This is a genomic window from Aquimarina algiphila (genome assembly GCF_007489275.1).
Lineage (GTDB): Bacteria > Bacteroidota > Bacteroidia > Flavobacteriales > Flavobacteriaceae > Aquimarina > Aquimarina algiphila.
Genome location: NZ_VLNR01000033.1, coordinates 44,743 through 67,051 on the forward strand (window position 1 = coordinate 44,743; position 22,309 = coordinate 67,051).

Genomic DNA, 22,309 nt, shown 5'->3' on the forward strand with positions numbered 1-22,309 from the left:
TCTTACGATTATGAAAACATCCGTTACAGCGACACCCTTTGAAGGAAATGAATCTATCAAACGTACTTTATGGCCGGTTGATAAACGACACCGTTTTTACCCAACCTTTCTCCCGGGATGCGAAATGGCTTTTGAACAAGCTGTATTTCGATTTATGGAAGAGTTTTGCAAACCGTACAATGGAGGTTACTGGGATTTTTATATACTCAGTAATGGCGGGTTTTATCTGTGCCTGAATCAGAAAGGTGACATGCGTGTAGAGAATCACGAAAACTATTTTTTCAGTGATATGAGTGCCGATGCTGCCAGTATTGGTGTGAACCTATTTGCGCTTGGTCAAATGGCGCATCAGTTTGAAAGGCAACATATCAATGATGCCTATTATCATTTGCTGGATTACGCAAAGATACATCCAGAAGCAGACAAGATTCTTCGATTTATTGATTAAACACTTCCATCCCTTCACATCTCTGTGAGGGGATTTTTTATTGTTTACCATTTATTAACGTTTTAATGGTTTAATAGATGTATTCATTATGAAAGGAGATATTAATGCCTCTTGAATGGCGAGATTTAATCGATTTATCAGGTATCGAAGATAAGGGATTTGCTTCTAAAATTGAGCAGGTTCTGGATTTCCGCTTTAGCTTTCCTGATGGTCAGGAAAAGCTGGAAAAGTTGCAAGAAAAACTGGATTCACTGCAAGAAAGGCGACGTATGGAATCTGGACAAAACCTCCTCTCTACAGAAGACCCTGGGAAATATAAAGTGCAGTTCAAGAGTGAATCAGGGAAGGTATCCTATTCAGATTACTATGATGGTATAGCTACTGTATCTTTAGATCCAAAAATGCTAAAACAAATGGCATATATAGATGCTGATTTGCAGGTTATCCCGCTTACATTAAATCGTGTTATTGAGCATGAATTACTAGGCCACGGGTTAGATGATACAAACCCTGAAAAACTCGATACATATGAACAATTATTTAATCTTAAACACGAAAAATACACATCATTCAAAGAGGTGGTAGAAGAAAATAGTGAAGCCATACCAAACATATACAAAGCTTACGCAGAAACGGCAAAAGAACTAAATACTGTACAATTGGAAATGCAATACGCCTTTCAGGAGTTTAATGCAGAACAAATTTTGAAGGGGCGTGACATTGAGGCAAGCCTCAAGAATCAAGAACATGTTCTCAAAGAGTATATCACCAATGTTACCAACCACGATCTTCGTTATCAAAACTCAGATATTGCCATAGCATTTAAAGAGCACGTTAATAGTGAAGAAGCTGTTATCAATAGCCTACACAATCATCTTGAATATAGCGTCGTTGAAAGAAGTAATACACTTGAATCATCCTTTGGTACACCGGATCGAGAACATTATATGGCAACAATTACACTTAGTGAACCTCTTTCAGATGTTCTTTTTTATACCTCCGTTGAGCAAGCGAAATCGATAAACAAAGTGATTGATGAACCTCTCTCAGAAGCAGAGAAAATCTACTTTAAACAATTGAATCATTCTAAGGATGATCATGAAATTGCACAACATAGCCCTAACGAATCAGCACGACAAATCGTGGATGATTTGATCCAAGATAATCCTGAGCTGAAACAGGATATTCTTACTGCAACAGCCCCCATTCTGAATCCAGAATCAATTCAGTCCATTGGAGCAAAAACGGAAAGAGAAAGCCAGAGAGATGAAAACGTACCTCCAATGAGATATCCATCATCCTTTGAACGTTGATGCATTTAAGACTTTAGGCATAGATAAATTAGAATGGTCAATTAATATACGCTCCCGTCCATTACCAAACTTCACTTTAACCGAATAAGGATAGGGCATGGAGGATGATATAGGACTAAATATCACCTTCAACAATTCTTCAGCATTGGCAATAGCATCGTAATACACATTTGTGTCATCCCATGCTTGTTTCCGTAAAGATTTATTGATTCTGTAATTAATATCATTTAACTGGCTAGGGCCAATCTTGATTAACCAGCCATTATCTATATCTCTAATCTTAGTACTAACCTCATGAGAAACAATATGAGGTGTTGGGAGTTGTATCTTGATTTCTTGGGTCAGATGGTCAATCTTGAGTTCAAACCGTTCCATTAAATCGAAACCTAACTTAGTTGTAGCCTTAGAACTTGTTTGAGCTGTTGCTTCTGAGTCGAATATTGGTCCTTCTTTAACATAAGTAAATTTCTCATCTCCATATGTTATTACTTCTGCGGTTGCAAACTCAGCAATCTGATTGGTAACTTGTTTTTTTATACTTATTTTTAAATTATCATAATCCTTAATAATCCCTTTTTCTTTAAGTTTAACCAAATAAGGTCTGACCGCATATGATGCAACGTAAGGGCATACCTCCTTTGCTCCAGCTTGCATAAAAAATGTAGAATATTGATCAGCAACCGTTGCTTTCATAAAGATGCTCACCACATCACATATCTGATCCCCAAGAACCGAATCAAAATTATTTAGCCCCTGAATGTTTCTTTTCGAGAAAATGGTTTTTTCTTTTTCCAGATGAGTCTGCTTATTGAGATATGAAAGATGCTTATAGGCTACACGATTCATTTTATGACTTTCCTTTCTGTACATAGCCAGAATGTGATTTCTGTCCTTCTTCTCTAACTCAAAATTGTCGGAAAGAAATGTAAGGAGTTCCGTATTAATTGAATTCATAACCGTAGAAAACTCCTTATAGCTTCCATCAGAACCAGATGAACCTACAGAAGCCACATTATCAATAATACGTGAGTAGTGTATAGTGGGTTTAAACTTGTATTTCAGTTTTTTAAATACTTCTTCTATTTTTAAAATGTCCGCATGTTTGGAATCAAACCCTCTGGCGAAACCTGTACTATCTCCCCTGTGAAAACCAAGGCTATCACCATACATTTGACCACGTTCGAATCCACTACTATTACCCTTTAAGAATCCGTCATTATTTCCTCTCTGATACCCTGTTTCAAAAGCATCGGTAGATACTTTTTTTCCAATCAATACAAAAACTGCAATGATCAATACCAATATTACAAAAGCCCCTATAAAGAATTCCTTTTTCTTAAATTTTAATTGCTCCATAACTCAAATATTTTATGTGAATAAACAACAAAACCCCATACTCAAATGACGAATTTGAATATGGGGTGGTGTATGTTAAGTATGAAATAAAAATACGTATATATTATTAATTAACAAAGGGTTAACTAAAAAATCAATCTAAACTCTCAGTATGGCACATACTTTGTAATATAACTGATATGAAAACAATGGAAGTCATATGTCTGGAATCACAAGCACTTTATATGCTGGTGGATAAGGTCGTTGAGCAGATCAAGGAGAAGCACAACGTCAAGGAAGATAAATGGATTTCCCCTACGCAAGCAATGCGCATACTCAATATCTCCAGTGATACCACATTACAGAAACTACGCGATACTATGGAGATCGAATTTAGCCAACCATCACGCAAGATCATCCTATATGACAGGGATTCAATTTATGCCTATCTGGAACGTCACCGTAAAAAAGCACTCTGATGAAAAGCCTAGAAAAACGCGAAGAGGAACTATACGAAAAAGCATTTAACCACGGTTATTATACGCAACGTTATGAACCTGAATTGGCTCAGAAGATTTCGGAAACCCCTCATGTTCATAATGTATATCTGCTCACCTTCAATGACGGACGAGAAGCCCGTCTCGAAGAAGTTAAAGAACAACTGAAAGATTACCGGATTACTCCTGAAAACTTCTCCAAAAGCCAAGACAAAGACAGGGGAATGGATATTGACCGTTAGAAGATTGCTATCATTTTTGCAGATTATTCTACTGTTCAAGATATGGGCGTGACCACAAGGGTCGGGCTTTACGCTTCAATTCCTCGCACTTCCCCCTAGTCAGGCTGTGGGATTTACACTGCAATCCCTCACGCAATTTTTTTCTACACCCAGAAAGATGTATATTTTTACATTCATTATTCAAAACCTATAGCTGAATTTTGTAACGTTTGTGCTAATCGAATTGGCTTAGAGCCAGAACTACCACCTTTCCTATGTGAAGGATGTGGTCAGCAGATTGTACGTTTTTCTATCCTTAAATGGTTTCTAAAACTCTTTGGCAAATGACAATCGAAGCATTCAATAGCTTATCGGAAGGTCAACAATATCGAATCGTCTTTTCCCAAGGAACCTTTGTCGATACCTTTATTGAAGACCAGGAACGATATATTCTCTTTGCCATTGATCGGTTTTTTGTGGAAATTCACTTTACAGGATATAGTGACAATGTGGTATACATCAAAGCCTTCATCACAGGGCATTTACTCAACAAATACTTACCTGAGATAACCAACTAACCTCTCTTATTTTTCTTTTGCCAATCCGGCGCGACAGCGCATCATTCTATTTTTTACGGTTTCTAATGGCTTTAGGGTTGCAAAGATAAAGCCCAAGGATCCACACACCATTTCCTACGTCATGGCTTAGTGGATTCTTGGGCTTTGTGGGTTTTCGCATTAAACCACATTAGAAACCGTAAAAACATAACCTTATGAATGTGTATGATGCAGCCAGAATACTAGGGCTAACAGGAGAAATAAACCCGAAAATTGTGAAGAAAGCATTTCGGGAAGCGAGCAAAAAATATCACCCCGATGTGAATCCCGCAGGTGAAGAATTGATGAAAATGATCAATGAAGCCTATGAGGTGCTAAAAGACTATTCCGGTGAGAGTAAGGATGAACAGAGCAATTATAGTGATTTACTCAGTGAAGCACTTAACGCCATTATTCACCTCGACGATCTGATGATTGAGATATGCGGGGCATGGATCTGGATTACAGGCAATACCAAAGTCCACAAAACCGTGTTGAAAGAAGCGGGCTTTTATTGGGCCTCGAAAAAGAAAGCGTGGTATTTCCGACCAGAAGCCTATCGCAGTAAACATAAAGGCAGTAAATCAATGGATCATATACGCACCAAATATGGTTCGGTAACACCAGCTCGTCACACCAATTCACATAAAACCTTAAAGCCCTATGACCGATAGAGCGATATTAAATCAGGAATGGGATCGTCAGCTCGAAGAGATGTTGGCGAGTCCGAAGAACCGGCCTTATTATCGTGTATTAGCAAACCCTGAACGACTGATGGTTTATTACGGGTTTGCTAAACTCACTCCCAAAGTGATGCGCAAACATGAGCTGGTCATCATCTATGAAAATGCCAATCACAACCCGATGAAGAATCTGGAATGGATCTTTCGTAAAACACATCTCGCCTATATCCGTGAACAGAGTGCTGAAGAACGACAAGCCGCTTCCATGAGCAATCGTATGTTTACCAAATATGGGTATTTCATAGATGATAAGCCGTGGGATAGTAATATCGATATGGTACTCTCTGATAATTTTAGTGCGGATGAGAAGCACGTTTCACCCAGTGAACGTGAGCTCATCCGTGTCATGTTACGTGAAAAATATTTTGAGATATATGATACAAAACCAGTACATCAACTGGCTTTTATTTTTGCATAAAAAAAGGTGTAGTTAGGGGCTACACCAATTACTCTACTGTGTTTACGTTAAGGGTAATCCCCCAATTTTTACATTTTGACAACACAATATTACGGTTTTACCGTAACAATTCCAAATCATGTAAGGTGATTTCATTGAATAGATGAATAATGCGGTTTGAGTCTGCAAGGATAAGGCCGGTTCTCCAAATGCCATTTCGCTTCACTCATGGCGTATTGGACAACAGCCCTTTAGTAGAGATGTGGCAAATCAAACCACATTATTCACTATTAAATTTTATACAATGAAACAAAATCAAGAACAACCCAAGTACCACACGACCCTGAAAAACACCAAAGGGTTTGGCTGGAAAGCGAAAACGATTGTGAAAGACATTCTAGGCTATGACTGGAACATTACCACATTAAAGATGAGTTCTGGAAAGATTAGCTGTACTGCGCAAGCGGGAACACTAAAAGACAATGATGGCTACGAATCATTCAGCTTTATACTCTTTCAAGACCCGCTTATCCGACTCTATGATGAGAAACGACGTGCCACAGAAAAAGCCGTGGAAGAGGTTCACGACAAGGGACTGGCGAAATTTACTGAACTCCTAAACACAGGAAAAATCACTTCCAGAGATGAAAACGAATAATCGTAGAACCGTCCGTTATATGCATTCACTGGCATTTATGACCTGTGATTGTGGAAGTGAAATGACTCTGGCCCAGACCATAGCGGGTGATCCTGTCTATCGTGGCAGTTGTGAATGTGGAAAGCACTTCGTATTATTTAATAATCAAATTGTCAGAACACGATGAAACAGCAACAATTTCCTATAGAAACTTCACATAAGGATTGTGTGAACCGTAATTTACTTGGATGGCATCGACAGACTATCATCTATGACATTTCCGGCTGTGACTGGAATATTGAAACCTATAAACGGGAAGGAGCTATACGGTGCTGTGCCAGTATGGGATATGCCAACCCCGAAGACGGTATATTATTTATCCCTACTAATCGACCATTACTACGGCTTCATTGGGAGCGGCGTTATTGTACCAAGAAGGCTGTAATAGAAGTCCATGAAGCGGGAATCAAACGCTTTGACCTGATAGTAGCATCCGGATTGATTCGTGTTCCTCAATATATCAAGGATTGGGTGAGAAACGAGAAACTGCGTGTGGATATAAAGCGCTATGCTAGTAACTCATAAATCTATCATTATGAAACGCTATTTTAATATTCAGCTAAAATGGATTGATGATGGTATAGTGGCTAGTGCTTTAGTCACTGACTATGATGATTATGAGGACGTTGATAATACCACTGAGACTGATAAGGATGTAGAAATATTCTGGTTTGGAATCAGTGAAACACAGATTCAACACCATATCAAAACAGGAGAACCCGTTTGCAATCAATTTATGATTCTGGATTACGAAGAACTGGAGTGGTAACAGTAGTATTATTAACATTTAATTGGCAGAAATAACCAATTAAACCATTAATTTTAAAATACTTAAAGTAAACAACCCTGTATGCAGATCGTCATCTGTATATGGGGTTTTTCTATGTTTAACTCTTAAAACCAAAGATCATGAAAGCAAAAACCAATTGGAGTTCCCAATTTTCAAAAGACCCTGAGGACAGCTTCATCAAGTATATTCGTCAACTTAATGATGAGGGGTGTTTTGATATTACTATTCTATCAGACTTCATTAAAGAAGAAGATGATGATGAAGCATTTAAGATATTGTTAAGGGGGTTTAAAAAAGAACATAAAGCTAAAGAAATCCATTCTCCTGAACTAAAAAAAGGATATCCATGGCCAAAAATAAGAAAATCACCATCCTTTATAATGGAAATCGCTGAACTAATTGCTGAACAAAAATACATCAAAAAACTGCGAGAAAAATTGAGTGCAATTACACAACCCTTAAATTACGACCATATGAAAAACACCAAAAAAAATAACAGGCAACATTTAATGATTTTTATGCTGTTACTCGCCATATCCATCACGATATGTGCTGTAACACTTAATTACACAGATAGTGCGGACACGCAAATCACCATTGAATATAATGTGGGCGAAATTATAGCTGCCATATTAGCTGGGGCAGGCATATCGAGTGCAGGAATTGCTTATGCAGCAAAAACCATTAAAGACATGAATAAGGAAGAATAAACAATTATTACATTACTTCATTATCACTGAACGATAGTATGTTCAATCGTTCGATTAGATTACCCCGCTTATCGTTTTCTTCTTCCCAATCGCCATATTGTTCAGGATGCCATTGCCCCGTTTGTTTATGACCACTGATATGCCCGTTAAGTTGTTTGGTACTGCTAAATGACTTATGGCATTTCGGGCAACGATAAGGCTTTAACTCTATTTCTATGTGATTTGCTTTAAGTACATCGAATGTATTAGGCTTTTCTTCTTTTTCATCGGCTTCAGGTTGCGATTTGGTAGCATAGAATAAATGGCTGAAGGAGAAAATCGTTCCCGATAACATCACTGCAATCAGTATCGCACTATAGATGCTATTCGGATAAAATTGATATACGACATTATGCGCGATGGTTCCAAACAAATAAATAAATGCCGTTTTCTTCCAGCCCTTTACCGTAAATATCAATATCGCCAGATCAACCCCGATCGCATAAAACCACGCAAAGAATGGATCATCATATTGGCTATTCACCTTGAAGACATACACAGTATGTGCCACTTGCGGAATCAATATGATCGTCAGTGCCAGAATTCCAAACCATTCCTGTGTGATAATCCGTTTCATTGTCGTGATATTACACAATGAACACCTCAACCATTATGCCGTAAACACCCTTATTTACTAGGCTGGCTGCATATGAATCCATCTGGTTTTATATGGGAAAAGTTTTTTCTTAAAGCTTCACGAACAACTAAAAATGTTTTATAATACAACTATAATTGTATATAAGAGGTAAATATGTTTTCTACATCAGATGTTCATACCGTAACAGAGTTTTTCCGGAACCCTTCAGACCATATCAAACGGTTATCGATCAGTAAAAAACCAGAAGTGCTTACCCTGAATGGAAAAGCAGCTATCGTCGTACAGGATGCAGCCAGTTATGAACGAATGGCTGAACTGGCCGATTATGCGGAAAGTTTAATGCAGGTGAAACAGGCATTATCTGAAGAAGGAAGGCCCATTGAAACATTTACCCAAGAGTTTGAGAAAGATAATGGAATTACGCGATGAAAAGTTATATCGTTCAGATAAAACCTTCTGCTGAACTGGATATTACTACCCGTTATCATCAGATCAAAGAATCTTCTGAACAAGATGCTATTAATTGGTATTTAACCATTATCAAAACTATTGAATCACTGGATCAGTTAGCTGAACGTTGTCCTTCTGCTCCAGAAAGTGAACATGTGGCTCAAGATATTCGGCATCTGATAATTGGTCATTATCGAGTGTTATTTTCTATTGAAGAAACCAATGTCCATATTTTACATGTAAGACATTCCGCTATGAGCAGAGAGCAGTCGCTATAAAATGAAGTTGGTTACTGGACTGTATCATTCGGTCACTGCGAAGAGTGACATTGTGCCTATGGCAAGTTTGTTTCATTCTACTTCAAAAGGGCAAAAAAGTTAAGGCTGAAATTCGATTGAGGTGAGGGGGCTGTTGCCCCCTTATCTTTAGCCATTCAGATCATACACCACCACATCATTGCTTGGTGTACCTAATTTGTGCATTACTTCAAGTTTTTCAGGAGTAGTATAGCATTGCGCTATACCGCTTTTTTCATCTTCCGCACTGACCTCTATAAACTCGGAAAATGTAGTTCCCTTATTGTCTTCATTTAACGTTGTCTTGAACACGATACATTCCATCGGATAATCGTCAGGTTCTACCATAAAAATCTCTGAAACATTTGTTTTTAGATGATGTTCCAGTGTTTCTTTAATCTGATGATTCAACATCGTTTCATACCTCCTTTGGACAAACTGTTTTCTACTAATTTTATATAGCATATTACTGGAGATATAGCGAGTAAAAAAGTACCAAAATTAGCAGAAATATAAGGCTTGTAGCTTATTTACGAGCTTCGACAAATTTGCATATATGGTGATCGTATTTTGTGTCCGACAAACGGTTTTTTGAGCTTGCAAGGCTAATACCAAAAGCGCAAATGCCATTTCGTTTCACTCATGGCGTATTGCCCTCTTTGGTATTGATTAAACGGGCAAATAAAAACCATTTGTCTAACCCATAAATATGTATCTATGGAAACCATTAAAAAGAAATCCACTCGTAAACGAACACCTAAGAAGGCTGTTAATGCAAAAACTTCTGTTACTGAAGGGCTGCAAAAAGTGCCTTTATTCTCGCTTGCGGTGAGTGGTAACAATCCGCGTAAACAATTTAACGAGGAGGAAATTGCCGAGCTTGCACAGAGTATCAAGGAAAATGGCGTATTACAGAATCTTGTCGTGACCGAGTATGAGAAAGAGGATCACTACACGATCATTGCTGGAGAACGTCGTTTTATGGCATTGAAACATCTGGTCGAACAAGGTGAGATCGATGAAAGCTATCCAGTGCCGGTTACTGTCAGGTTGCAACAATCCGACGATGATTGTTTGCGTTTAGCCGTCATTGAAAATGTACAACGCAAACGCATGCATCCGCTAGATGAAGCCGAAGCCTTTTTTACACTGACTCGCAAAGGCGTGGATTTGGAAACCGTATCCTCACAATCGGGCCTCAGTATTAACACCATAAAACGGCGATTGCTGCTGCATAACCTGATTGATGATGCTAAGGCGCAATATCGAGGTGGAAGCTTAAAATTGTCACAGGCTGAAGCCATAGGTCGCGCGAATGATGATGATCAGAAAGATGTTTTAGACCGTATTCATAGTGGCTGGGAAATGGATGCAGAAGAAATTAATGATTATCTGATTGCTGATAAGCCCAATGTGGCTATGGCGAAGTTTGATCTGAGTAAATACACCGGAACGATTACAACCGATTTGTTTGGTGAGGATAAAGACAGCTTCTTTGATGATGTCGATCAATTTGAACGATTACAGGATGAAGCAGTCGAAGCATTGGAAGCCGAATATGTCTTTAAGTCCGATGTGCCTTGGGTTGAAGTGATACGAGGATATAACTTTGAGCGATGGCGCTATGACAATGCCAAAGAAGGCGAGAAAGGCGGTGCCGTGATCCTTTATCAACCAGATGGTGAGGTGGATATCATTGAAGGCTTGATAAAAAAGGTTGAAGAAAAGCCGGTTGTTTCTGCTGAAGAACCTACTGCAGAAACAACTACTACTGACAAACAAGAAAAACGCTCATTATCCGCCTACACAAAAACGGCTTATGAATATGTAGCCAATCATAAAACGGTATCCTTACAGAATGTACTAGCCCTCAATATCCGAAAGGCTAAAGAGATTGATATATTGCAGCGTTTAGGTTTGGGTCGAGAGGTGAGCATTGGATGGCATCAAGCTAACCGATTCCAATCAGATGATAACAAGCATAAGTCAGTAGGTGTCTTAGGAATGGAAGTATTACTCACTGAAATACAGACTTTGCTCGATATGGACTGGAAAACTGAACTCTACTATCATCGTGATTATGCTAAAATTTATGCAAGGCTGAAAACGCTGACCGATGTGGAATTGGATAAGCTATTATCCATATTGATAGCAATGAGTTTTGGTCAGGAAACATTTCAGCATGAAGAACCGAAAGACAGTTTGTTTAATACCATAGGTCGTGATCTGGAAGTGAGGGTACGTGATTACTGGAAACCCGATAACGATTTCCTGAATATGCACCGAAAAGACCAATTACTTGCTATGAGTTTAGCATCAGGAGCAGCGAAAGGTCGGTACTTTGACCGATTGAAGAAATCTGAATTGGTCAGTGAGTTGAATAACTACTTCACCAATGAGGAACCACTCACGGATGTGGAGCAGGAATTTATAAAGCAAAATTATTGTCCGGTGATTATGCAGTTTGATGAGTAGGTAGCAATTCTGAGAATATGATGAGGCGGGTTGATGTGTCAGCTCGCCTTTTTTAGTGTATTATTTGGTGATGTTTAATCTCTCATCTCCCTCCACGGAAGGCGTGTTATTAGGTGTTTCTATTTCCTCAACATCCTGAGCTGGAGAGATAGAGATGTCTTCTTGTTTACCTAACTTGGCATCGCGGTATTCTTCCCAGGTATCATAACCTTCATCATTTCTGGTATAATAAATAAATGTATCATGTAATGTGCGTTGTTCTTCAGTCCATTTGATCCATTTACCTACCACTTCATCGCGTTCACCAAAGGCGTCCTGAATATCTGGAGGAAGTAGATCATACCCAAGCTCATTCATTCTACTAAAATAATTACCATCATCATCGAAATAATATTGTCCTACAATCGCAGTTTCTTTTACTTCGCCATTCTCATCGATGTAAGCGGTAAAGATCACACTGTCATATTTCTTCTCATTCTTATCCAGCGTGTTACTATCATTAGCCAGATTGGCTTTGGCATTCTCCCACAGGATTTCCCAATCTTTTAAAGGCACTTTCGTCTCTTGGGTGGAGTTTGGCACGTCACTGGCTATTGCTTCCCTTGCAATCTCTCTAGCTTGTTGTTTTATGTTGTTATCTATCATGATTAGCGTTCCGTATTTTCTCACACAACCAGTTTATAATCAAAAGGTTAACAAATATTTAACAGAGAGAATATTCCTTAAACTATGCTAAAAGCCTAATTTTAAGTTAACTACCCCGCATAAAGGAAAACACCCAAAAACATCACATTATGATACCATTAAAAAATGACGCACTTCGCGTGTGGTTAGCCCTATCTATTATTTTTCTCACTGTTTCAACCATGTACGGGCAAAAAGGAGTTAGAGTCGATCAATATATCAAGGTCACACCCAAAAACGTTAATCAATTTGAAGTCTTCAACAAGTCAGGCACCCAGTTAGGTATTATTTTTAGTAACAAACCATCTAAAACCATTTACTTAAATCCAGCTAGGTCTAAGACATTTTCCTATAAGAAATATCCTATTACATCACGTATAGCACTTCATTATAAGAAGAAAACCTGGGATAACACAAGTGCTGTGCTTGAAAGAGAATTTTACAAAATCGTTACTTGGAGTGGTGTTGCCAATTTCTTTAGTAAAGGCGATGACATCCTGCATAATGCTAGAAAATATAGAAATAAGCGGAAAGGCATAAGTACACAAGAGCAGGAAAGACAAGATCGAAGGCATCAAAAGTCTAAGGAACTGCAAAAGGACATATTTCAGGATGCAGCAGCAAAGGTAACAGAGCGACTCATTTATTACGGTCATCTGTATCACGCCTCAAACGGCTATGATGGCAGATACTTTATCCCAGTAAAGCTATCCACCGCAGTAAGCTCTTACTAAAAGGAATAGCGCCAATAATGATTTCGAAGGCGGGTTGATGTGTCAGCTCGCCTTTTTGATTGCTGTATCTAGAGGGGAAAATAGACCTAAAACATCAAGGTATTTAACCATTAATAAAGGGAGTATTCCCTGTAATTAGCTGTGTTGTTTTAGTATAGATTTGCCCACGAAAATAATCATTCAAAAAACAAATCATTATGGCACAGAAAACAACAAAGAAAATCAACGGTATCAAAGTGAAAGTATCCTCGTACAAACTGAATCTATTAGCCTATAAAGAAATAGCAGGTAGAGTAGTGATCAAGGCATCGAACAAAAAAATTAAGCAAAAGAATGTGAAGGTAGAAATAGATAACTTTTATTTTGGAGTAAACCCGCATCCATCCCCCAATACTCCTGTATTACTTGGAAAACATCACAAACCCTCGTTTGAGAAGAAATATACTACTGCCAGACATTTTGCAGTGGGTATTGGAGTCAAACTAAAGATAGGTGGATCTCCTATAGAAGTATCACCATCTCTTCCAAGTGGCTTGGTAAATCTACCGATTAGCGGTGTTATCACAAAAGCAACCATAACAGTCGGTGGAAAAACAGAAACAATCACGACTCAGAAAGGAAAAGTAGGTTCTATTTTTTAATTGAGAGTCTATTCATATACCGTATCGCAAAAGGCGAGTTGATTGATGTGTCAGCTCGCCTTTTTTGTTTCATCTATCTGAAACGTTTACGCAGTGCGAGTATGAAAAAGGTTAAGAAGGTGGCTCCCAAGATGCCTTCAATATTCGATACGATTAACCAGTTACCACAAAACATATCTTCTTCCGGTACGGTAACGGTGAATAGTTTGGGGAGTGCGCCATATAAACCTCTCTGAAATGCTTTTGACAGATCGCATTCAATCCGTAAGTACCATAGAGAAAAAATAACGATAGTTGCCAATAAACTCCCTAGAGGTTTAAACACATGCCTTGTGTAGCCGCCAAACGTGCTATAAAACCAATAAAGGAACCAATAAAGGATATTCCATTCTTTGAATAACCGACGCTTACGCATGTCCATTTCACTGACATAGGCTTTACTCGAAAGCTCCCAATCCTTGTTGTTATCAAAGTTCATTTTAAGCTGGCGATAAAGTTCTTCAAGGCTTCGACAACCTTCCTTGGTTTTACGGATGCCTTTCTCTCCATTTAGTCTAATTCTTGACCTAACATTCCCCCAGTCACATTCTTTAAACTGTATTTCAGTCAGGTCAGCTTGCGTGAAGTTAACTTTCGTCAAGTTAACCCTCTTCATTGCTAAAGATTTAGGGAGTCTTGTGTTAGAAAAATCTAACTTCGGTGCTTCCTTCAGATCACTGAAAACAGCCTTATTAAATCGTGTTCCTTGGAATTTTGCCTCATTCTTGAATAGCACCTCTTCTATTTGTAATGCCTCTTCAAATATTGAGTATTGGAATGATGCTGTATGAAGAAACTCAGCTTGCTTTATAAGAGTATGGCCTTTGAAGTGGCACTTGAAGAAGTTTGCATGTTTCTTGAATATAGATTTTTGCATAAATAGTTGATTGTCAAATATGCACATCTGGAAATTAGCCGACTCTGAAAAAACCGTATAGCTTAAATTAGCGAGTTTTTGAAAAGTGACTTCAGAAAGCATTACGTTTGATAGAAATCTGGCACCTAGAAAATCTGCTGCACTGCTAAATACACGTTTTTCGTCTTGCTCCCAAAAATCTCCATTATGCGTTATTACGTCCAAATTAGCAGGGTCGATGGTGGTTTCAAACGTGGGAAACACAAATTTTCTGAAGTAATATAAGTCATTCTTTTTGCAGAAGGGCATATAGTGTTTTCTGAGAATCTTCCAGAATTGTGTCACCTTTCGCTGATTCCACCGTTTTTCTCCATCTACTTCTTTGTACCAATCCCTCTTATCGGCTGTAAAATAGTGATTCACCAACTCTAGATGTTCATTATCCGTAATGGTTTCATTGTCCAAGAAATACTCGATACGTTCGTCAGTCATCATAGGCTGATCATTTATATGTGAATATGTTGTGATGTAACTATGGGGTAAGTAGGTTAAAGATACAAAGAATTGGGCATCTGGCAGTTATGTAAGCTTTATGATATGTGCTTGATGATCCACCTTGCTTCCTTTTCTTCTTGCCAACCCAGAGCGTTCAAACTGTATGTGATGTGTGTTGACCTTGTGGGTAACTTACTACGGAGCGCTTACATTACGCGGAGTAGCTGGTTATCCATCAGGTGAGGGGGCTTGTTATTTTTGGTCTTTCTTCTTGGGAAGTGGGTTTGGAGGTTTGACCGTATCTATGACTTCAACATATCCTCCGTATCGTGCTTTTTTAATACTGCTATGCGGGCCTGTAATATATTCAATAGGACGTGTCTGTTTTTGTTTCACTAATGACTCACAATCTTTTACGCTAATATCGCATTGAATCCGCATCTCCTCCCAATCTATACGATATACAAAGATTTCCTGAACTTCCACCTCAACCCATGCTTTCTTATCATCCTTACAGAACACACTAAATAAAATAGTGTCTTCCAGAAAACCATTATCAAAGTCGTTTTCAGAAAAGAAACCTATCTCATCGATCTCAACTTCTACCGAGAAACAGCCAGAGAGAGCGTCTTTGATCTGCTGTTCGCTAGCATTCCTTAAATAAGGGTAATTTTTTAGCACTTCCTGTTTTATGAACTCAGGCTTGGTCATTACTGTTTCAGTATTCATTGATATATCTCCGTAGATTGACCTAAGATATAGCAGTATAGATTGTAAATGACCATAAGGTTATGGCACATCAGAAGAGAATCTTCTGAGCGTGCTCTATTCGCTGGTCGGATCCGTTTGCCGGATTAGACCAGCTTACCGAACCTCTCTTAGTTTCGGCCCATACGAGTAACGATCACTTGTAATATGAAATAAGGCTAGTTGTGTTTGATGTTCTTGAATGAATGATCAAACCTCTCTGGCGATCCGACTGTGAAGGACAGTCGCTCCGCAATAATTAATGGTATTTTTTTAAGCGTCTACTAGCCGTCATAAGCCTCTGTTCGGTTCATCTCGTACTCCCTTCCCATCGAATAAAAAAAGACAATTAATTCCCGCTACGGGTTGGACAATTCATCCGCTTCGGCGACAAGGTTTTGTCGCCCCAAAAAAAATATGTTTTGGGGCGCAATGACAAGGGTTCTTAGAGATAAGCAACTACTGAGCAAGCCGAAACATCCTCTGCGAGAGCAGGGAGCTAACCATTAACTAAAGGAGTAAATACTATGTCTATCGTAACTAACACAAATAACTTTGTACAACTAACAGGCAATATTACTAAAGATGTGGAAAGCATCACTACCAAGAATGGAACCCAGTTAAGCAAGTTTACTATCGCAATCAATAAAACTGTCATTAATGGCAATGGTGAAACGGTTAGCAAACCATCCTATGTAGATGTATGTGCATGGGGCGATGTGGGCATTGCTACTAAAGACCTCAAGAAAGGGGATCGTGTGCAATTGCAAGGTGATCTAGTCGGTAATGAGAAATCAACCGGAGCCAATGGCAAGACTTACTATAACACCTATGTCAATGCAGAAACCATCCTGAACATTACCCCAAAATCTGCGAACGAATCCGAGACAGCAAATAACTAATTCCATCCTAAAGGTGAGGGGCGTTAGCTCCTTACCCAACCTCAACACACAATTTTATGGAGTAAGAGAAAATGACGAATACATATGAAACAGAAATTACTAGAGATGCTTATAAAAAACTAGAAGCAAGAACAATGGTCAATAATATCAATGATTACGATTGGCTTATTTCAACCTACAAAAATGATAGAGGGCAAATAGTTTGTAACGCACAAGCTTGTGAAGAAACCGAAACGGGATTCTCGTTTGTAATGTTTCAAGACCCCTCGGTTACGCTTTGTCAGGTTCAAAAGAGAGCTACGGAAAAAGCGATTAAAGAAGTGCATGACATGGGCTTGATAGAATTTGATAAGCTCATTACTTCCAGTGAATTGCCTACACGTTCATTAAGCGTATAGGGGGCAATCATGAGCATACAACAATTTATAGATCATCAAATCACTATGAACATGTCGCCATTTATCGGCTTGTTAGATTCGATAGATAGTGAAGCACTTCCAAACGAATATGTAGAGTTAATTTCTCATAGTGATGTAGACGGTGAGCCAGTAGAGATTCTGGAATATTGGGGCGTAAGCGAATGGTTAGCCCTTCAACTCCAAGGCAGGAAAGAAGCCGTTTCTATGAATTTTAACGGTATGCCGACTTGGGGAAGAACCACCAGCGGCCAAGCTATCAAATTGGATAGTGTCATACGCGACATTTACCAAGAGCATTACGCTTAATTTCTAACAGGTTCGGGGGAGCCTTTAATTTCTCCACTTTTTTCAACGTCATTATAAGGAGTAAACACAATGACAGTAAAAACTATACCACTATCAGAAATCGTTTCTAACCATAACAATCCACGCACTACATTCAATGAAGAATCCATTGAACAACTGGCACAAAGCATCAAACAAGATGGAGTCTTGCAAAACCTCATTGTGAAGCCAGTCGAAGGAGGATATGAAGTAGTAGTTGGTGGTCGAAGATTGCGCTCGCTTCGCTTGCTGCTTGAGCAAGGTGAGATCAATAGCAACTTTTCGGTTCCTGTGCGGATTCAGGATAATCAGCCAGATAATGACAATTTAAGAATTGCCGTTGTAGAAAATGTGCAGCGTGAACAAATGCACCCGCTCGATGAAGCCGAAGCATTCTTGAAATTAACCCAAGAAGGCGTTGATCTCAAAGAAGTGGCAGCTCAATCCGGTGTATCTATTTACTTTATGAAACGTCGTCTATTACTTGGTAATCTGATTGATGATTCAAAGACTGCTTATCGGGAAGAAAAAATCAGTTTATCGGCTGCGGAAGCTTTGGCAATGGGCAATGCTGAAGATCAAAAATTGCTGTTAGAACGGCTAAATGATGGTTATGTGCTGAATCCGCACAAGATTAGAAATATGCTACTCTGTGATAAGCCCAGCGTTTCTATTGCTCTGTTTGACAAAGAAAAATACACTGGCTCTATTACCGCCGATCTATTTGAAGCTGAAGATAACACCTATTTCGATGATGTGGGGCAGTTTAACGAATTACAGGACGAAGCCGTTGAGAAATTAATGCAAGATTTGGAAAACGACCCCGATGTGGACTGGGTAGGCATCGAACGTGACGATCATTTTGAGCATTGGCGTTATGACGAGGCAGAAGAAGGCGAAAATGGTGGTGTGATGATTCATTACCGTCTGGACGGGAATGTGGAAATATACAGAGGACTGGTTGTCCGTGAGAACACGAAAACCCTTGATGATTCTAAACCCAAAGAACGCCCTGAATTTACTCAGAAAGCCTATGGTTATTTTGCGAATCAGAAAACTATTCTGGCGCAACAAGCCATTACGAAGAATATTCGCAAGGCAAAAGAAATCGATGTGCTGCAACGTATCAATCTGTTCAGAGATGCTAATATTAAAACGCATCAGGCAATCAAATCCTTATCCGGTGAACAGAAAGACAGCGCAGAATGTGAATTGCTTACACAAATCGAACAGGATTTAATGGAGTTTCTAGGTATAGAGCTGAAAGATCGCTGGTATGTGTTTGATAGTTGGGGAGTGAATCGTTCTGCATACTATGAAGCCGTAAAGTCACTAACTGACGAGCAACTAGATCAACTCTTTGTGTTACTGGTAGCCATCAGTTTCGGAAAAGAAGTAACAACACGTGAGGAAACCAGAGATAGCCTGTTTTATCTATTTGCCAATGATCTGGATATTACCCCACGTGATGGTTGGACTCCAAACGAGGAATTTTTCAAGCTGCATAAAAAAGACCAGTTACTTGCCATAGCAGAAGCGTGCGGTGCATCCATTGGTAAGCAATTATATAAACTCAAACGCAAAGATTTGATTGCTGAATTGGTTGCATATTATGCCAATAGCAACCCCTTACAGAATGAAGCGCAACAAGCATTGAAAGACTCATTCTGTCCGCGTTTGATGCAGTTTGAAGCCGAAGCATCCGAGGCATAAACTACTTCACAGGTGAGGGCGTAACCTATGCCTTCACCTCAACACTACCATTTTTTAACAACCCCTATGTGAATGCGTTTTGGTGGCAAATGTAGCGCCAACCATCCAAACGCCAATGGCTGCGCTATGGCTTATTGGCCGCCTTGTCGCTTGCCTGAATCTTTCCAAAAAACGCATTCACATAACCATTAACCATAAGGAATTGAACCATGCAAACAGAACAATTATCTATTGATTTTCTAACCAACTTTGCTACAGAAAGTTGCATAGCAGACTTGGACTCCATCCGCTCCGATCTACCGGAATTATTTCCAGAGCAGCAAATGGATGTACTCAAAGCCGAACAACGTTTTTTAGACGGTAAAGGGATTTTATTTACCAATGGAACAGGCACAGGCAAAACCTTTGTAGGGCTTGGCATTGCTAAACGTTTTCTATTACAGAGCAAGCCTAATATTTTAATCGTAGTACCTACCGATAAAAAGGCGAAAGACTGGATTAAGGAAGGCAATCAATTGCAACTATATATCAAGCAACTGGAAACAGTTAATGATGTAAAGTCAGGTATCATTGTAACGACTTATGCGAACTATTACCAAAATGCAGCCCTTACCCATTACCCGTTTGATCTGGTCATCTATGATGAATGCCATTACTTGCTGCAAAATGCCCAAGGCAATGAAACCAAAGCATTATATCAACATCAATTTGTGGCTAAACTCCCGTCATCCTTTGACAGTCTGTATAGAGATAAGATACGTGAAGCGTGCAAAAGATATGATGCAGAAAATGACCGTTATGTGCTTAATGAGGACAAATTCAAAGAGCAATATAATAACCAGCTAAAGGAATATACCGATAAAACGAAAGTGGTTTTTCTTTCTGCATCTCCTTTTGCTTATCATAAATCTATCCCCCTAGGTGATGGCTGCTTATGGGAACTCAATGAACATTCGGAGCTGCAAGAGGATAAATTTTACGGTTATAATGTTCCTAATCCTTACAACCAGTTTTTCATAGAGCATTTCGGCTATACGATGAGCTATAATAAACTGACCAAGCCGGATGCTGCGGTCAATGTCGGACTCATGGAACGCAACTTTCATGAGCATTTCTGCAAAGAAGGGGTAATCTCAGGACGACAAATCGAAGTCGAAAAAGACTATTCCAGAGAATTCATTACCGTCAATAGTGAAATCGGAAAGCGAATCGATGAAGGTAAAGAATTGTTTAGCTCAAAAGAGTTTATGGACAGTTACCCGCTGTTAAGCCAATTTGTTTACCGAAAATTCAACTATAACTATACGAATCAGCTATTAGAGTGCATCAAGGCAAAAGCTGCAATACCTCGTATCAAGCAGCATCTGGCGTTAGGTAGAAAGGTCGTGATCTTCCACAATTATAACCATTCATTGCCAAGTCATCCCTTTGATTTTGATGCAGATGAATTACTCACAAAAAGCGAAGAACGAGAAAATCATCTATTTGATTTAAAGCAGGAAATCAGACGCTTTAACGAGGAATATAGCGAGCTGGTTAATCTCGATTTATCCGACTTGGTAAACCCGCGTCAGACCATTGCAGAGGCATTTGATACCATGCGCGAATTTAACGGCAATGTCGGTAAAAAGAAGCGCAGTCAATATGTCGAAGATTTCAACCGGAATCAATCAGGTGTTGATATATTGATGGTGCAGACCAAAGCGGGCAAAGAAGGGATTTCGTTACATGATACGGTTGGCAATAAACAACGTGTGTTAATTACATTAGGTTTACCAACTGCCCCAACCGATGCCATACAGATTGAAGGGCGTATTTACCGTATCGGATTAAAAAGCAATGCGATCTATGAATACATCACTTTGCAAACCCATTTTGAGCGATACGCCTTTGCGGATAAAATCGCCAAACGTTCCCGAACAGCGGAAAATCTGGCTATGGGTGAAAAAGCTCGCAATCTCGAAATTGTGTTCAAGGAAGGCTATCAACATGGAAATTCTTGCCAAACTGACCCACCTATTCCTATTATATTGACCCAGTAAATCCTATTTAAACTGACCCACCTATTCTTGTTTAAATTGACCCACCCCCAAGAGTGTGTGTATTAAATAACTTGTATGGTTATACGTAATCAAAATAACCATGGCAAACACACACTTAGATATGCGAAAAATAAAGCAGTTATATCGTTTCTATACCCAAGGGGTTAGTAAGCGAAAAATCAGTAAGCGGTTAGGGATCTCCCGTAATACAGTTCGCAAGTACCTTGATTTATTGATTAAGAGTAAACTTACCAGTGAAGAGGTAGATGCACTGACCTTTGAGGAACTCCGTATTCTTTTGGATATCGACCATACTCATGTTACTACACGTCATTCTTATCTATTTGATTTATTTCCAATAGTTAACAAAGAGCTTAAGAAAGTTGGCGTCACTCGTTATCTGGTATGGGAGAGCTATCTTCAAAAGTACCCTGATCTTGTGTCATATTCCAGATTTTGTCATCTTTATAAAGCTTGGAGTCGTAATCAAAGCCCTGTAATGCGATTTAATCACAAGGCAGGAGATAAAATGTTCGTTGACTTTACGGGTAAGAAACTCTCAATTATCGATCCTGGGACAGGAGAAGTAAAAGAGCTAGAAGTTTTTGTTGCTGTTTTAGGAGCTAGTGGTTACACTTATGCAGAAGCCTGTCCTTCACAAAAACGAGAAGATTTTATAGGCTGTATGGTTAATGCTTTAAATTTTTATGGAGGTGTTCCTAAGGCAATTGTAACGGATAATTTAAAGTCAGCAGTTACTAAGAGTAGTAAATATGAGCCTATTCTTAATGAGAGTTTATTAGCAATGGCTACTCATTATAACACTACAGTTCTGCCTACAAGAGCTTATCGACCAAGAGATAAGGCATTAGTAGAGAATGCTGTAAAAATTGTTTACACACGAGTATTTGCTCCTTTAGGGGCTACTGATTTTTATACATTAGGAGCTTTAAATACTGCTATATTAGAACATACCGCGGTACATAACAAAACTAACTTTCAATCTAGAAATTATTCTCGTTTAGAGTTGTTTGAATCTATAGAGAAACAAGAATTAACAGCCTTACCAGTAGAATCATACAGATTACGACAATATGTAATGGGTACT

General features: G+C 39.0%; 28 protein-coding genes. 22 read left to right on the forward strand and 6 right to left on the reverse strand.

The window, feature by feature from the left end:
* The first annotated feature begins 10 nt into the window (after nucleotides 1-10).
* Nucleotides 11-448: an antirestriction protein gene (locus FOF46_RS15905; RefSeq protein ID WP_143917132.1), complete on the forward strand. Its 438-nt coding sequence runs from the start codon at nucleotides 11-13 to the stop codon at nucleotides 446-448.
* Between the two features lie 104 nt (nucleotides 449-552).
* Complete coding sequence (locus tag FOF46_RS15910; protein WP_143917133.1) at nucleotides 553-1,761, forward strand: hypothetical protein; 1,209 nt, start codon at nucleotides 553-555, stop codon at nucleotides 1,759-1,761.
* Here the strand turns inward: FOF46_RS15910 and FOF46_RS15915 are convergent.
* A complete protein-coding gene (locus tag FOF46_RS15915) occupies nucleotides 1,744-3,117 on the reverse strand; it encodes a DUF4230 domain-containing protein (protein WP_143917134.1) in 1,374 nt (457 codons plus the stop codon). The genes FOF46_RS15910 and FOF46_RS15915 overlap by 18 nt on opposite strands.
* A 179-nt stretch (nucleotides 3,118-3,296) precedes the next feature.
* Here FOF46_RS15915 and FOF46_RS15920 point away from each other — a divergent pair, with 179 nt between their 5' ends.
* The 9 genes from FOF46_RS15920 (at nucleotide 3,297) to FOF46_RS15960 (ending at nucleotide 7,747) form a co-directional block, all read left to right on the forward strand.
* Nucleotides 3,297-3,575: a helix-turn-helix domain-containing protein gene (locus tag FOF46_RS15920; RefSeq protein ID WP_208746785.1), complete on the forward strand. Its 279-nt coding sequence runs from the start codon at nucleotides 3,297-3,299 to the stop codon at nucleotides 3,573-3,575.
* A complete protein-coding gene (locus tag FOF46_RS15925; RefSeq protein WP_143917135.1) occupies nucleotides 3,575-3,835 on the forward strand; it encodes a hypothetical protein in 261 nt (86 codons plus the stop codon). The genes FOF46_RS15920 and FOF46_RS15925 overlap by 1 nt, the downstream gene beginning before the upstream one ends.
* A gap of 323 nt (nucleotides 3,836-4,158) precedes the next feature.
* Nucleotides 4,159-4,392, forward strand: a complete 234-nt coding sequence (locus FOF46_RS15930) for a hypothetical protein (RefSeq protein ID WP_143917136.1) — start codon at nucleotides 4,159-4,161, stop codon at nucleotides 4,390-4,392.
* A gap of 194 nt (nucleotides 4,393-4,586) precedes the next feature.
* Complete coding sequence (locus FOF46_RS15935; protein WP_143917137.1) at nucleotides 4,587-5,084, forward strand: J domain-containing protein; 498 nt, start codon at nucleotides 4,587-4,589, stop codon at nucleotides 5,082-5,084.
* Nucleotides 5,074-5,571 carry a hypothetical protein gene (locus tag FOF46_RS15940; protein WP_143917138.1) on the forward strand — a complete coding sequence of 166 codons (498 nt, stop codon included), beginning with the start codon at nucleotides 5,074-5,076 and terminating at the stop codon, nucleotides 5,569-5,571. The genes FOF46_RS15935 and FOF46_RS15940 overlap by 11 nt, the downstream gene beginning before the upstream one ends.
* A 283-nt stretch (nucleotides 5,572-5,854) precedes the next feature.
* On the forward strand, nucleotides 5,855-6,208 hold the full coding sequence (locus FOF46_RS15945) for a hypothetical protein (RefSeq protein ID WP_143917139.1): 354 nt from the start codon (nucleotides 5,855-5,857) through the stop codon (nucleotides 6,206-6,208).
* Nucleotides 6,209-6,370: 162 nt separating this feature from the next.
* Nucleotides 6,371-6,772, forward strand: coding sequence for a hypothetical protein (locus FOF46_RS15950; RefSeq protein WP_143917140.1), 402 nt, complete (start codon nucleotides 6,371-6,373; stop codon nucleotides 6,770-6,772).
* Nucleotides 6,773-6,782: 10 nt separating this feature from the next.
* On the forward strand, nucleotides 6,783-7,016 hold the full coding sequence (locus FOF46_RS15955) for a hypothetical protein (protein ID WP_143917141.1): 234 nt from the start codon (nucleotides 6,783-6,785) through the stop codon (nucleotides 7,014-7,016).
* A 140-nt stretch (nucleotides 7,017-7,156) separates the two neighbouring features.
* Nucleotides 7,157-7,747 carry a hypothetical protein gene (locus FOF46_RS15960; protein WP_143917142.1) on the forward strand — a complete coding sequence of 197 codons (591 nt, stop codon included), beginning with the start codon at nucleotides 7,157-7,159 and terminating at the stop codon, nucleotides 7,745-7,747.
* Between the two features lie 7 nt (nucleotides 7,748-7,754).
* Here the strand turns inward: FOF46_RS15960 and FOF46_RS15965 are convergent, their stop codons facing one another.
* Nucleotides 7,755-8,363: a C2H2-type zinc finger protein gene (locus tag FOF46_RS15965; protein ID WP_143917143.1), complete on the reverse strand. Its 609-nt coding sequence runs from the start codon at nucleotides 8,361-8,363 to the stop codon at nucleotides 7,755-7,757.
* Nucleotides 8,364-8,537: 174 nt separating this feature from the next.
* Here FOF46_RS15965 and FOF46_RS15970 point away from each other — a divergent pair, with 174 nt between their 5' ends.
* Both FOF46_RS15970 and FOF46_RS15975 read left to right on the forward strand, forming a co-directional pair.
* Complete coding sequence (locus FOF46_RS15970) at nucleotides 8,538-8,813, forward strand: type II toxin-antitoxin system Phd/YefM family antitoxin (protein ID WP_143917144.1); 276 nt, start codon at nucleotides 8,538-8,540, stop codon at nucleotides 8,811-8,813.
* On the forward strand, nucleotides 8,810-9,112 hold the full coding sequence (locus tag FOF46_RS15975; RefSeq protein ID WP_143917145.1) for a type II toxin-antitoxin system RelE/ParE family toxin: 303 nt from the start codon (nucleotides 8,810-8,812) through the stop codon (nucleotides 9,110-9,112). The genes FOF46_RS15970 and FOF46_RS15975 overlap by 4 nt, the downstream gene beginning before the upstream one ends.
* 147 nt (nucleotides 9,113-9,259) lie before the next feature.
* On the opposite strand, the gene FOF46_RS15980 is transcribed toward FOF46_RS15975, so the two are convergent.
* Nucleotides 9,260-9,595: a hypothetical protein gene (locus FOF46_RS15980; protein ID WP_143917146.1), complete on the reverse strand. Its 336-nt coding sequence runs from the start codon at nucleotides 9,593-9,595 to the stop codon at nucleotides 9,260-9,262.
* Between the two features lie 252 nt (nucleotides 9,596-9,847).
* On the opposite strand from FOF46_RS15980, the gene FOF46_RS15985 reads away from it, so the two are divergent.
* The gene (locus FOF46_RS15985) at nucleotides 9,848-11,605 is read left to right on the forward strand and encodes a ParB/RepB/Spo0J family partition protein (RefSeq protein ID WP_143917147.1); all 1,758 of its coding nucleotides are present in this window, start codon (nucleotides 9,848-9,850) and stop codon (nucleotides 11,603-11,605) included.
* A 60-nt stretch (nucleotides 11,606-11,665) separates the two neighbouring features.
* On the opposite strand, the gene FOF46_RS15990 is transcribed toward FOF46_RS15985, so the two are convergent.
* Nucleotides 11,666-12,187, reverse strand: coding sequence for a hypothetical protein (locus tag FOF46_RS15990; protein WP_143917148.1), 522 nt, complete (start codon nucleotides 12,185-12,187; stop codon nucleotides 11,666-11,668).
* A 212-nt stretch (nucleotides 12,188-12,399) separates the two neighbouring features.
* Between FOF46_RS15990 and FOF46_RS15995 the strand changes: the two genes are divergently transcribed.
* Together FOF46_RS15995 and FOF46_RS16000 are read left to right on the forward strand one after the other, a co-directional pair.
* Nucleotides 12,400-13,023 (forward strand): hypothetical protein, encoded by a 624-nt coding sequence (locus FOF46_RS15995; protein WP_143917149.1) that lies wholly within the window; start codon nucleotides 12,400-12,402, stop codon nucleotides 13,021-13,023.
* A 197-nt stretch (nucleotides 13,024-13,220) separates the two neighbouring features.
* Nucleotides 13,221-13,664, forward strand: a complete 444-nt coding sequence (locus FOF46_RS16000) for a hypothetical protein (protein ID WP_143917150.1) — start codon at nucleotides 13,221-13,223, stop codon at nucleotides 13,662-13,664.
* Between the two features lie 73 nt (nucleotides 13,665-13,737).
* Here FOF46_RS16000 and FOF46_RS16005 read toward each other — a convergent pair whose 3' ends face one another.
* Together FOF46_RS16005 and FOF46_RS16010 are read right to left on the reverse strand one after the other, a co-directional pair.
* Nucleotides 13,738-15,054, reverse strand: a complete 1,317-nt coding sequence (locus FOF46_RS16005) for a pentapeptide repeat-containing protein (protein WP_143917151.1) — start codon at nucleotides 15,052-15,054, stop codon at nucleotides 13,738-13,740.
* A gap of 252 nt (nucleotides 15,055-15,306) precedes the next feature.
* Nucleotides 15,307-15,765: a hypothetical protein gene (locus FOF46_RS16010; protein ID WP_143917152.1), complete on the reverse strand. Its 459-nt coding sequence runs from the start codon at nucleotides 15,763-15,765 to the stop codon at nucleotides 15,307-15,309.
* Nucleotides 15,766-16,328: 563 nt separating this feature from the next.
* Here FOF46_RS16010 and FOF46_RS16015 point away from each other — a divergent pair.
* The 6 genes from FOF46_RS16015 to istA all read left to right on the forward strand — a co-directional run.
* Nucleotides 16,329-16,703 (forward strand): single-stranded DNA-binding protein, encoded by a 375-nt coding sequence (locus FOF46_RS16015; protein WP_143917153.1) that lies wholly within the window; start codon nucleotides 16,329-16,331, stop codon nucleotides 16,701-16,703.
* A gap of 71 nt (nucleotides 16,704-16,774) precedes the next feature.
* A complete protein-coding gene (locus FOF46_RS16020; RefSeq protein ID WP_143917154.1) occupies nucleotides 16,775-17,101 on the forward strand; it encodes a hypothetical protein in 327 nt (108 codons plus the stop codon).
* Between the two features lie 9 nt (nucleotides 17,102-17,110).
* The gene (locus FOF46_RS16025) at nucleotides 17,111-17,428 is read left to right on the forward strand and encodes a hypothetical protein (protein WP_143917155.1); all 318 of its coding nucleotides are present in this window, start codon (nucleotides 17,111-17,113) and stop codon (nucleotides 17,426-17,428) included.
* Between the two features lie 69 nt (nucleotides 17,429-17,497).
* Entirely contained in the window at nucleotides 17,498-19,159 is a 1,662-nt protein-coding gene (locus tag FOF46_RS16030; protein WP_143917156.1) for a ParB/RepB/Spo0J family partition protein, read from the forward strand.
* Nucleotides 19,160-19,368: 209 nt separating this feature from the next.
* Nucleotides 19,369-21,201, forward strand: coding sequence for a DEAD/DEAH box helicase family protein (locus tag FOF46_RS16035; protein ID WP_143917157.1), 1,833 nt, complete (start codon nucleotides 19,369-19,371; stop codon nucleotides 21,199-21,201).
* 100 nt (nucleotides 21,202-21,301) lie between these two features.
* Nucleotides 21,302-22,309, forward strand: a 1,008-nt coding sequence (gene istA, locus FOF46_RS16040; protein ID WP_143917158.1) for an IS21 family transposase, incomplete at its 3' end; no start/stop codon positions are given.

Excerpts from the sequence above, each read along its gene's own strand:
- FOF46_RS15945 (WP_143917139.1), top strand. The coding sequence starts at position 5,855 with ATGAAACAAAATCAAGAACAACCCAAGTACCACACGACCCTGAAAAAC.
- FOF46_RS15905 (WP_143917132.1), top strand. The coding sequence starts at position 11 with ATGAAAACATCCGTTACAGCGACACCCTTTGAAGGAAATGAATCTATC.
- FOF46_RS16010 (WP_143917152.1), bottom strand. The coding sequence starts at position 15,765 with ATGACCAAGCCTGAGTTCATAAAACAGGAAGTGCTAAAAAATTACCCT.
- FOF46_RS16000 (WP_143917150.1), top strand. The coding sequence starts at position 13,221 with ATGGCACAGAAAACAACAAAGAAAATCAACGGTATCAAAGTGAAAGTA.
- FOF46_RS16025 (WP_143917155.1), top strand. The coding sequence starts at position 17,111 with ATGAGCATACAACAATTTATAGATCATCAAATCACTATGAACATGTCG.
- FOF46_RS16015 (WP_143917153.1), top strand. The coding sequence starts at position 16,329 with ATGTCTATCGTAACTAACACAAATAACTTTGTACAACTAACAGGCAAT.
- FOF46_RS15960 (WP_143917142.1), top strand. The coding sequence starts at position 7,157 with ATGAAAGCAAAAACCAATTGGAGTTCCCAATTTTCAAAAGACCCTGAG.
- FOF46_RS15915 (WP_143917134.1), bottom strand. The coding sequence starts at position 3,117 with ATGGAGCAATTAAAATTTAAGAAAAAGGAATTCTTTATAGGGGCTTTT.
- FOF46_RS15975 (WP_143917145.1), top strand. The coding sequence starts at position 8,810 with ATGAAAAGTTATATCGTTCAGATAAAACCTTCTGCTGAACTGGATATT.
- FOF46_RS16035 (WP_143917157.1), top strand. The coding sequence starts at position 19,369 with ATGCAAACAGAACAATTATCTATTGATTTTCTAACCAACTTTGCTACA.
- FOF46_RS15980 (WP_143917146.1), bottom strand. The coding sequence starts at position 9,595 with ATGCTATATAAAATTAGTAGAAAACAGTTTGTCCAAAGGAGGTATGAA.
- FOF46_RS15910 (WP_143917133.1), top strand. The coding sequence starts at position 553 with ATGCCTCTTGAATGGCGAGATTTAATCGATTTATCAGGTATCGAAGAT.
- FOF46_RS15920 (WP_208746785.1), top strand. The coding sequence starts at position 3,297 with ATGAAAACAATGGAAGTCATATGTCTGGAATCACAAGCACTTTATATG.
- FOF46_RS15985 (WP_143917147.1), top strand. The coding sequence starts at position 9,848 with ATGGAAACCATTAAAAAGAAATCCACTCGTAAACGAACACCTAAGAAG.
- FOF46_RS15995 (WP_143917149.1), top strand. The coding sequence starts at position 12,400 with ATGATACCATTAAAAAATGACGCACTTCGCGTGTGGTTAGCCCTATCT.
- FOF46_RS16020 (WP_143917154.1), top strand. The coding sequence starts at position 16,775 with ATGACGAATACATATGAAACAGAAATTACTAGAGATGCTTATAAAAAA.
- FOF46_RS15955 (WP_143917141.1), top strand. The coding sequence starts at position 6,783 with ATGAAACGCTATTTTAATATTCAGCTAAAATGGATTGATGATGGTATA.
- FOF46_RS15950 (WP_143917140.1), top strand. The coding sequence starts at position 6,371 with ATGAAACAGCAACAATTTCCTATAGAAACTTCACATAAGGATTGTGTG.
- FOF46_RS15935 (WP_143917137.1), top strand. The coding sequence starts at position 4,587 with ATGAATGTGTATGATGCAGCCAGAATACTAGGGCTAACAGGAGAAATA.
- FOF46_RS15970 (WP_143917144.1), top strand. The coding sequence starts at position 8,538 with ATGTTTTCTACATCAGATGTTCATACCGTAACAGAGTTTTTCCGGAAC.
- FOF46_RS16030 (WP_143917156.1), top strand. The coding sequence starts at position 17,498 with ATGACAGTAAAAACTATACCACTATCAGAAATCGTTTCTAACCATAAC.
- FOF46_RS16005 (WP_143917151.1), bottom strand. The coding sequence starts at position 15,054 with ATGATGACTGACGAACGTATCGAGTATTTCTTGGACAATGAAACCATT.
- FOF46_RS15930 (WP_143917136.1), top strand. The coding sequence starts at position 4,159 with ATGACAATCGAAGCATTCAATAGCTTATCGGAAGGTCAACAATATCGA.
- FOF46_RS15965 (WP_143917143.1), bottom strand. The coding sequence starts at position 8,363 with ATGAAACGGATTATCACACAGGAATGGTTTGGAATTCTGGCACTGACG.
- FOF46_RS15925 (WP_143917135.1), top strand. The coding sequence starts at position 3,575 with ATGAAAAGCCTAGAAAAACGCGAAGAGGAACTATACGAAAAAGCATTT.
- FOF46_RS15940 (WP_143917138.1), top strand. The coding sequence starts at position 5,074 with ATGACCGATAGAGCGATATTAAATCAGGAATGGGATCGTCAGCTCGAA.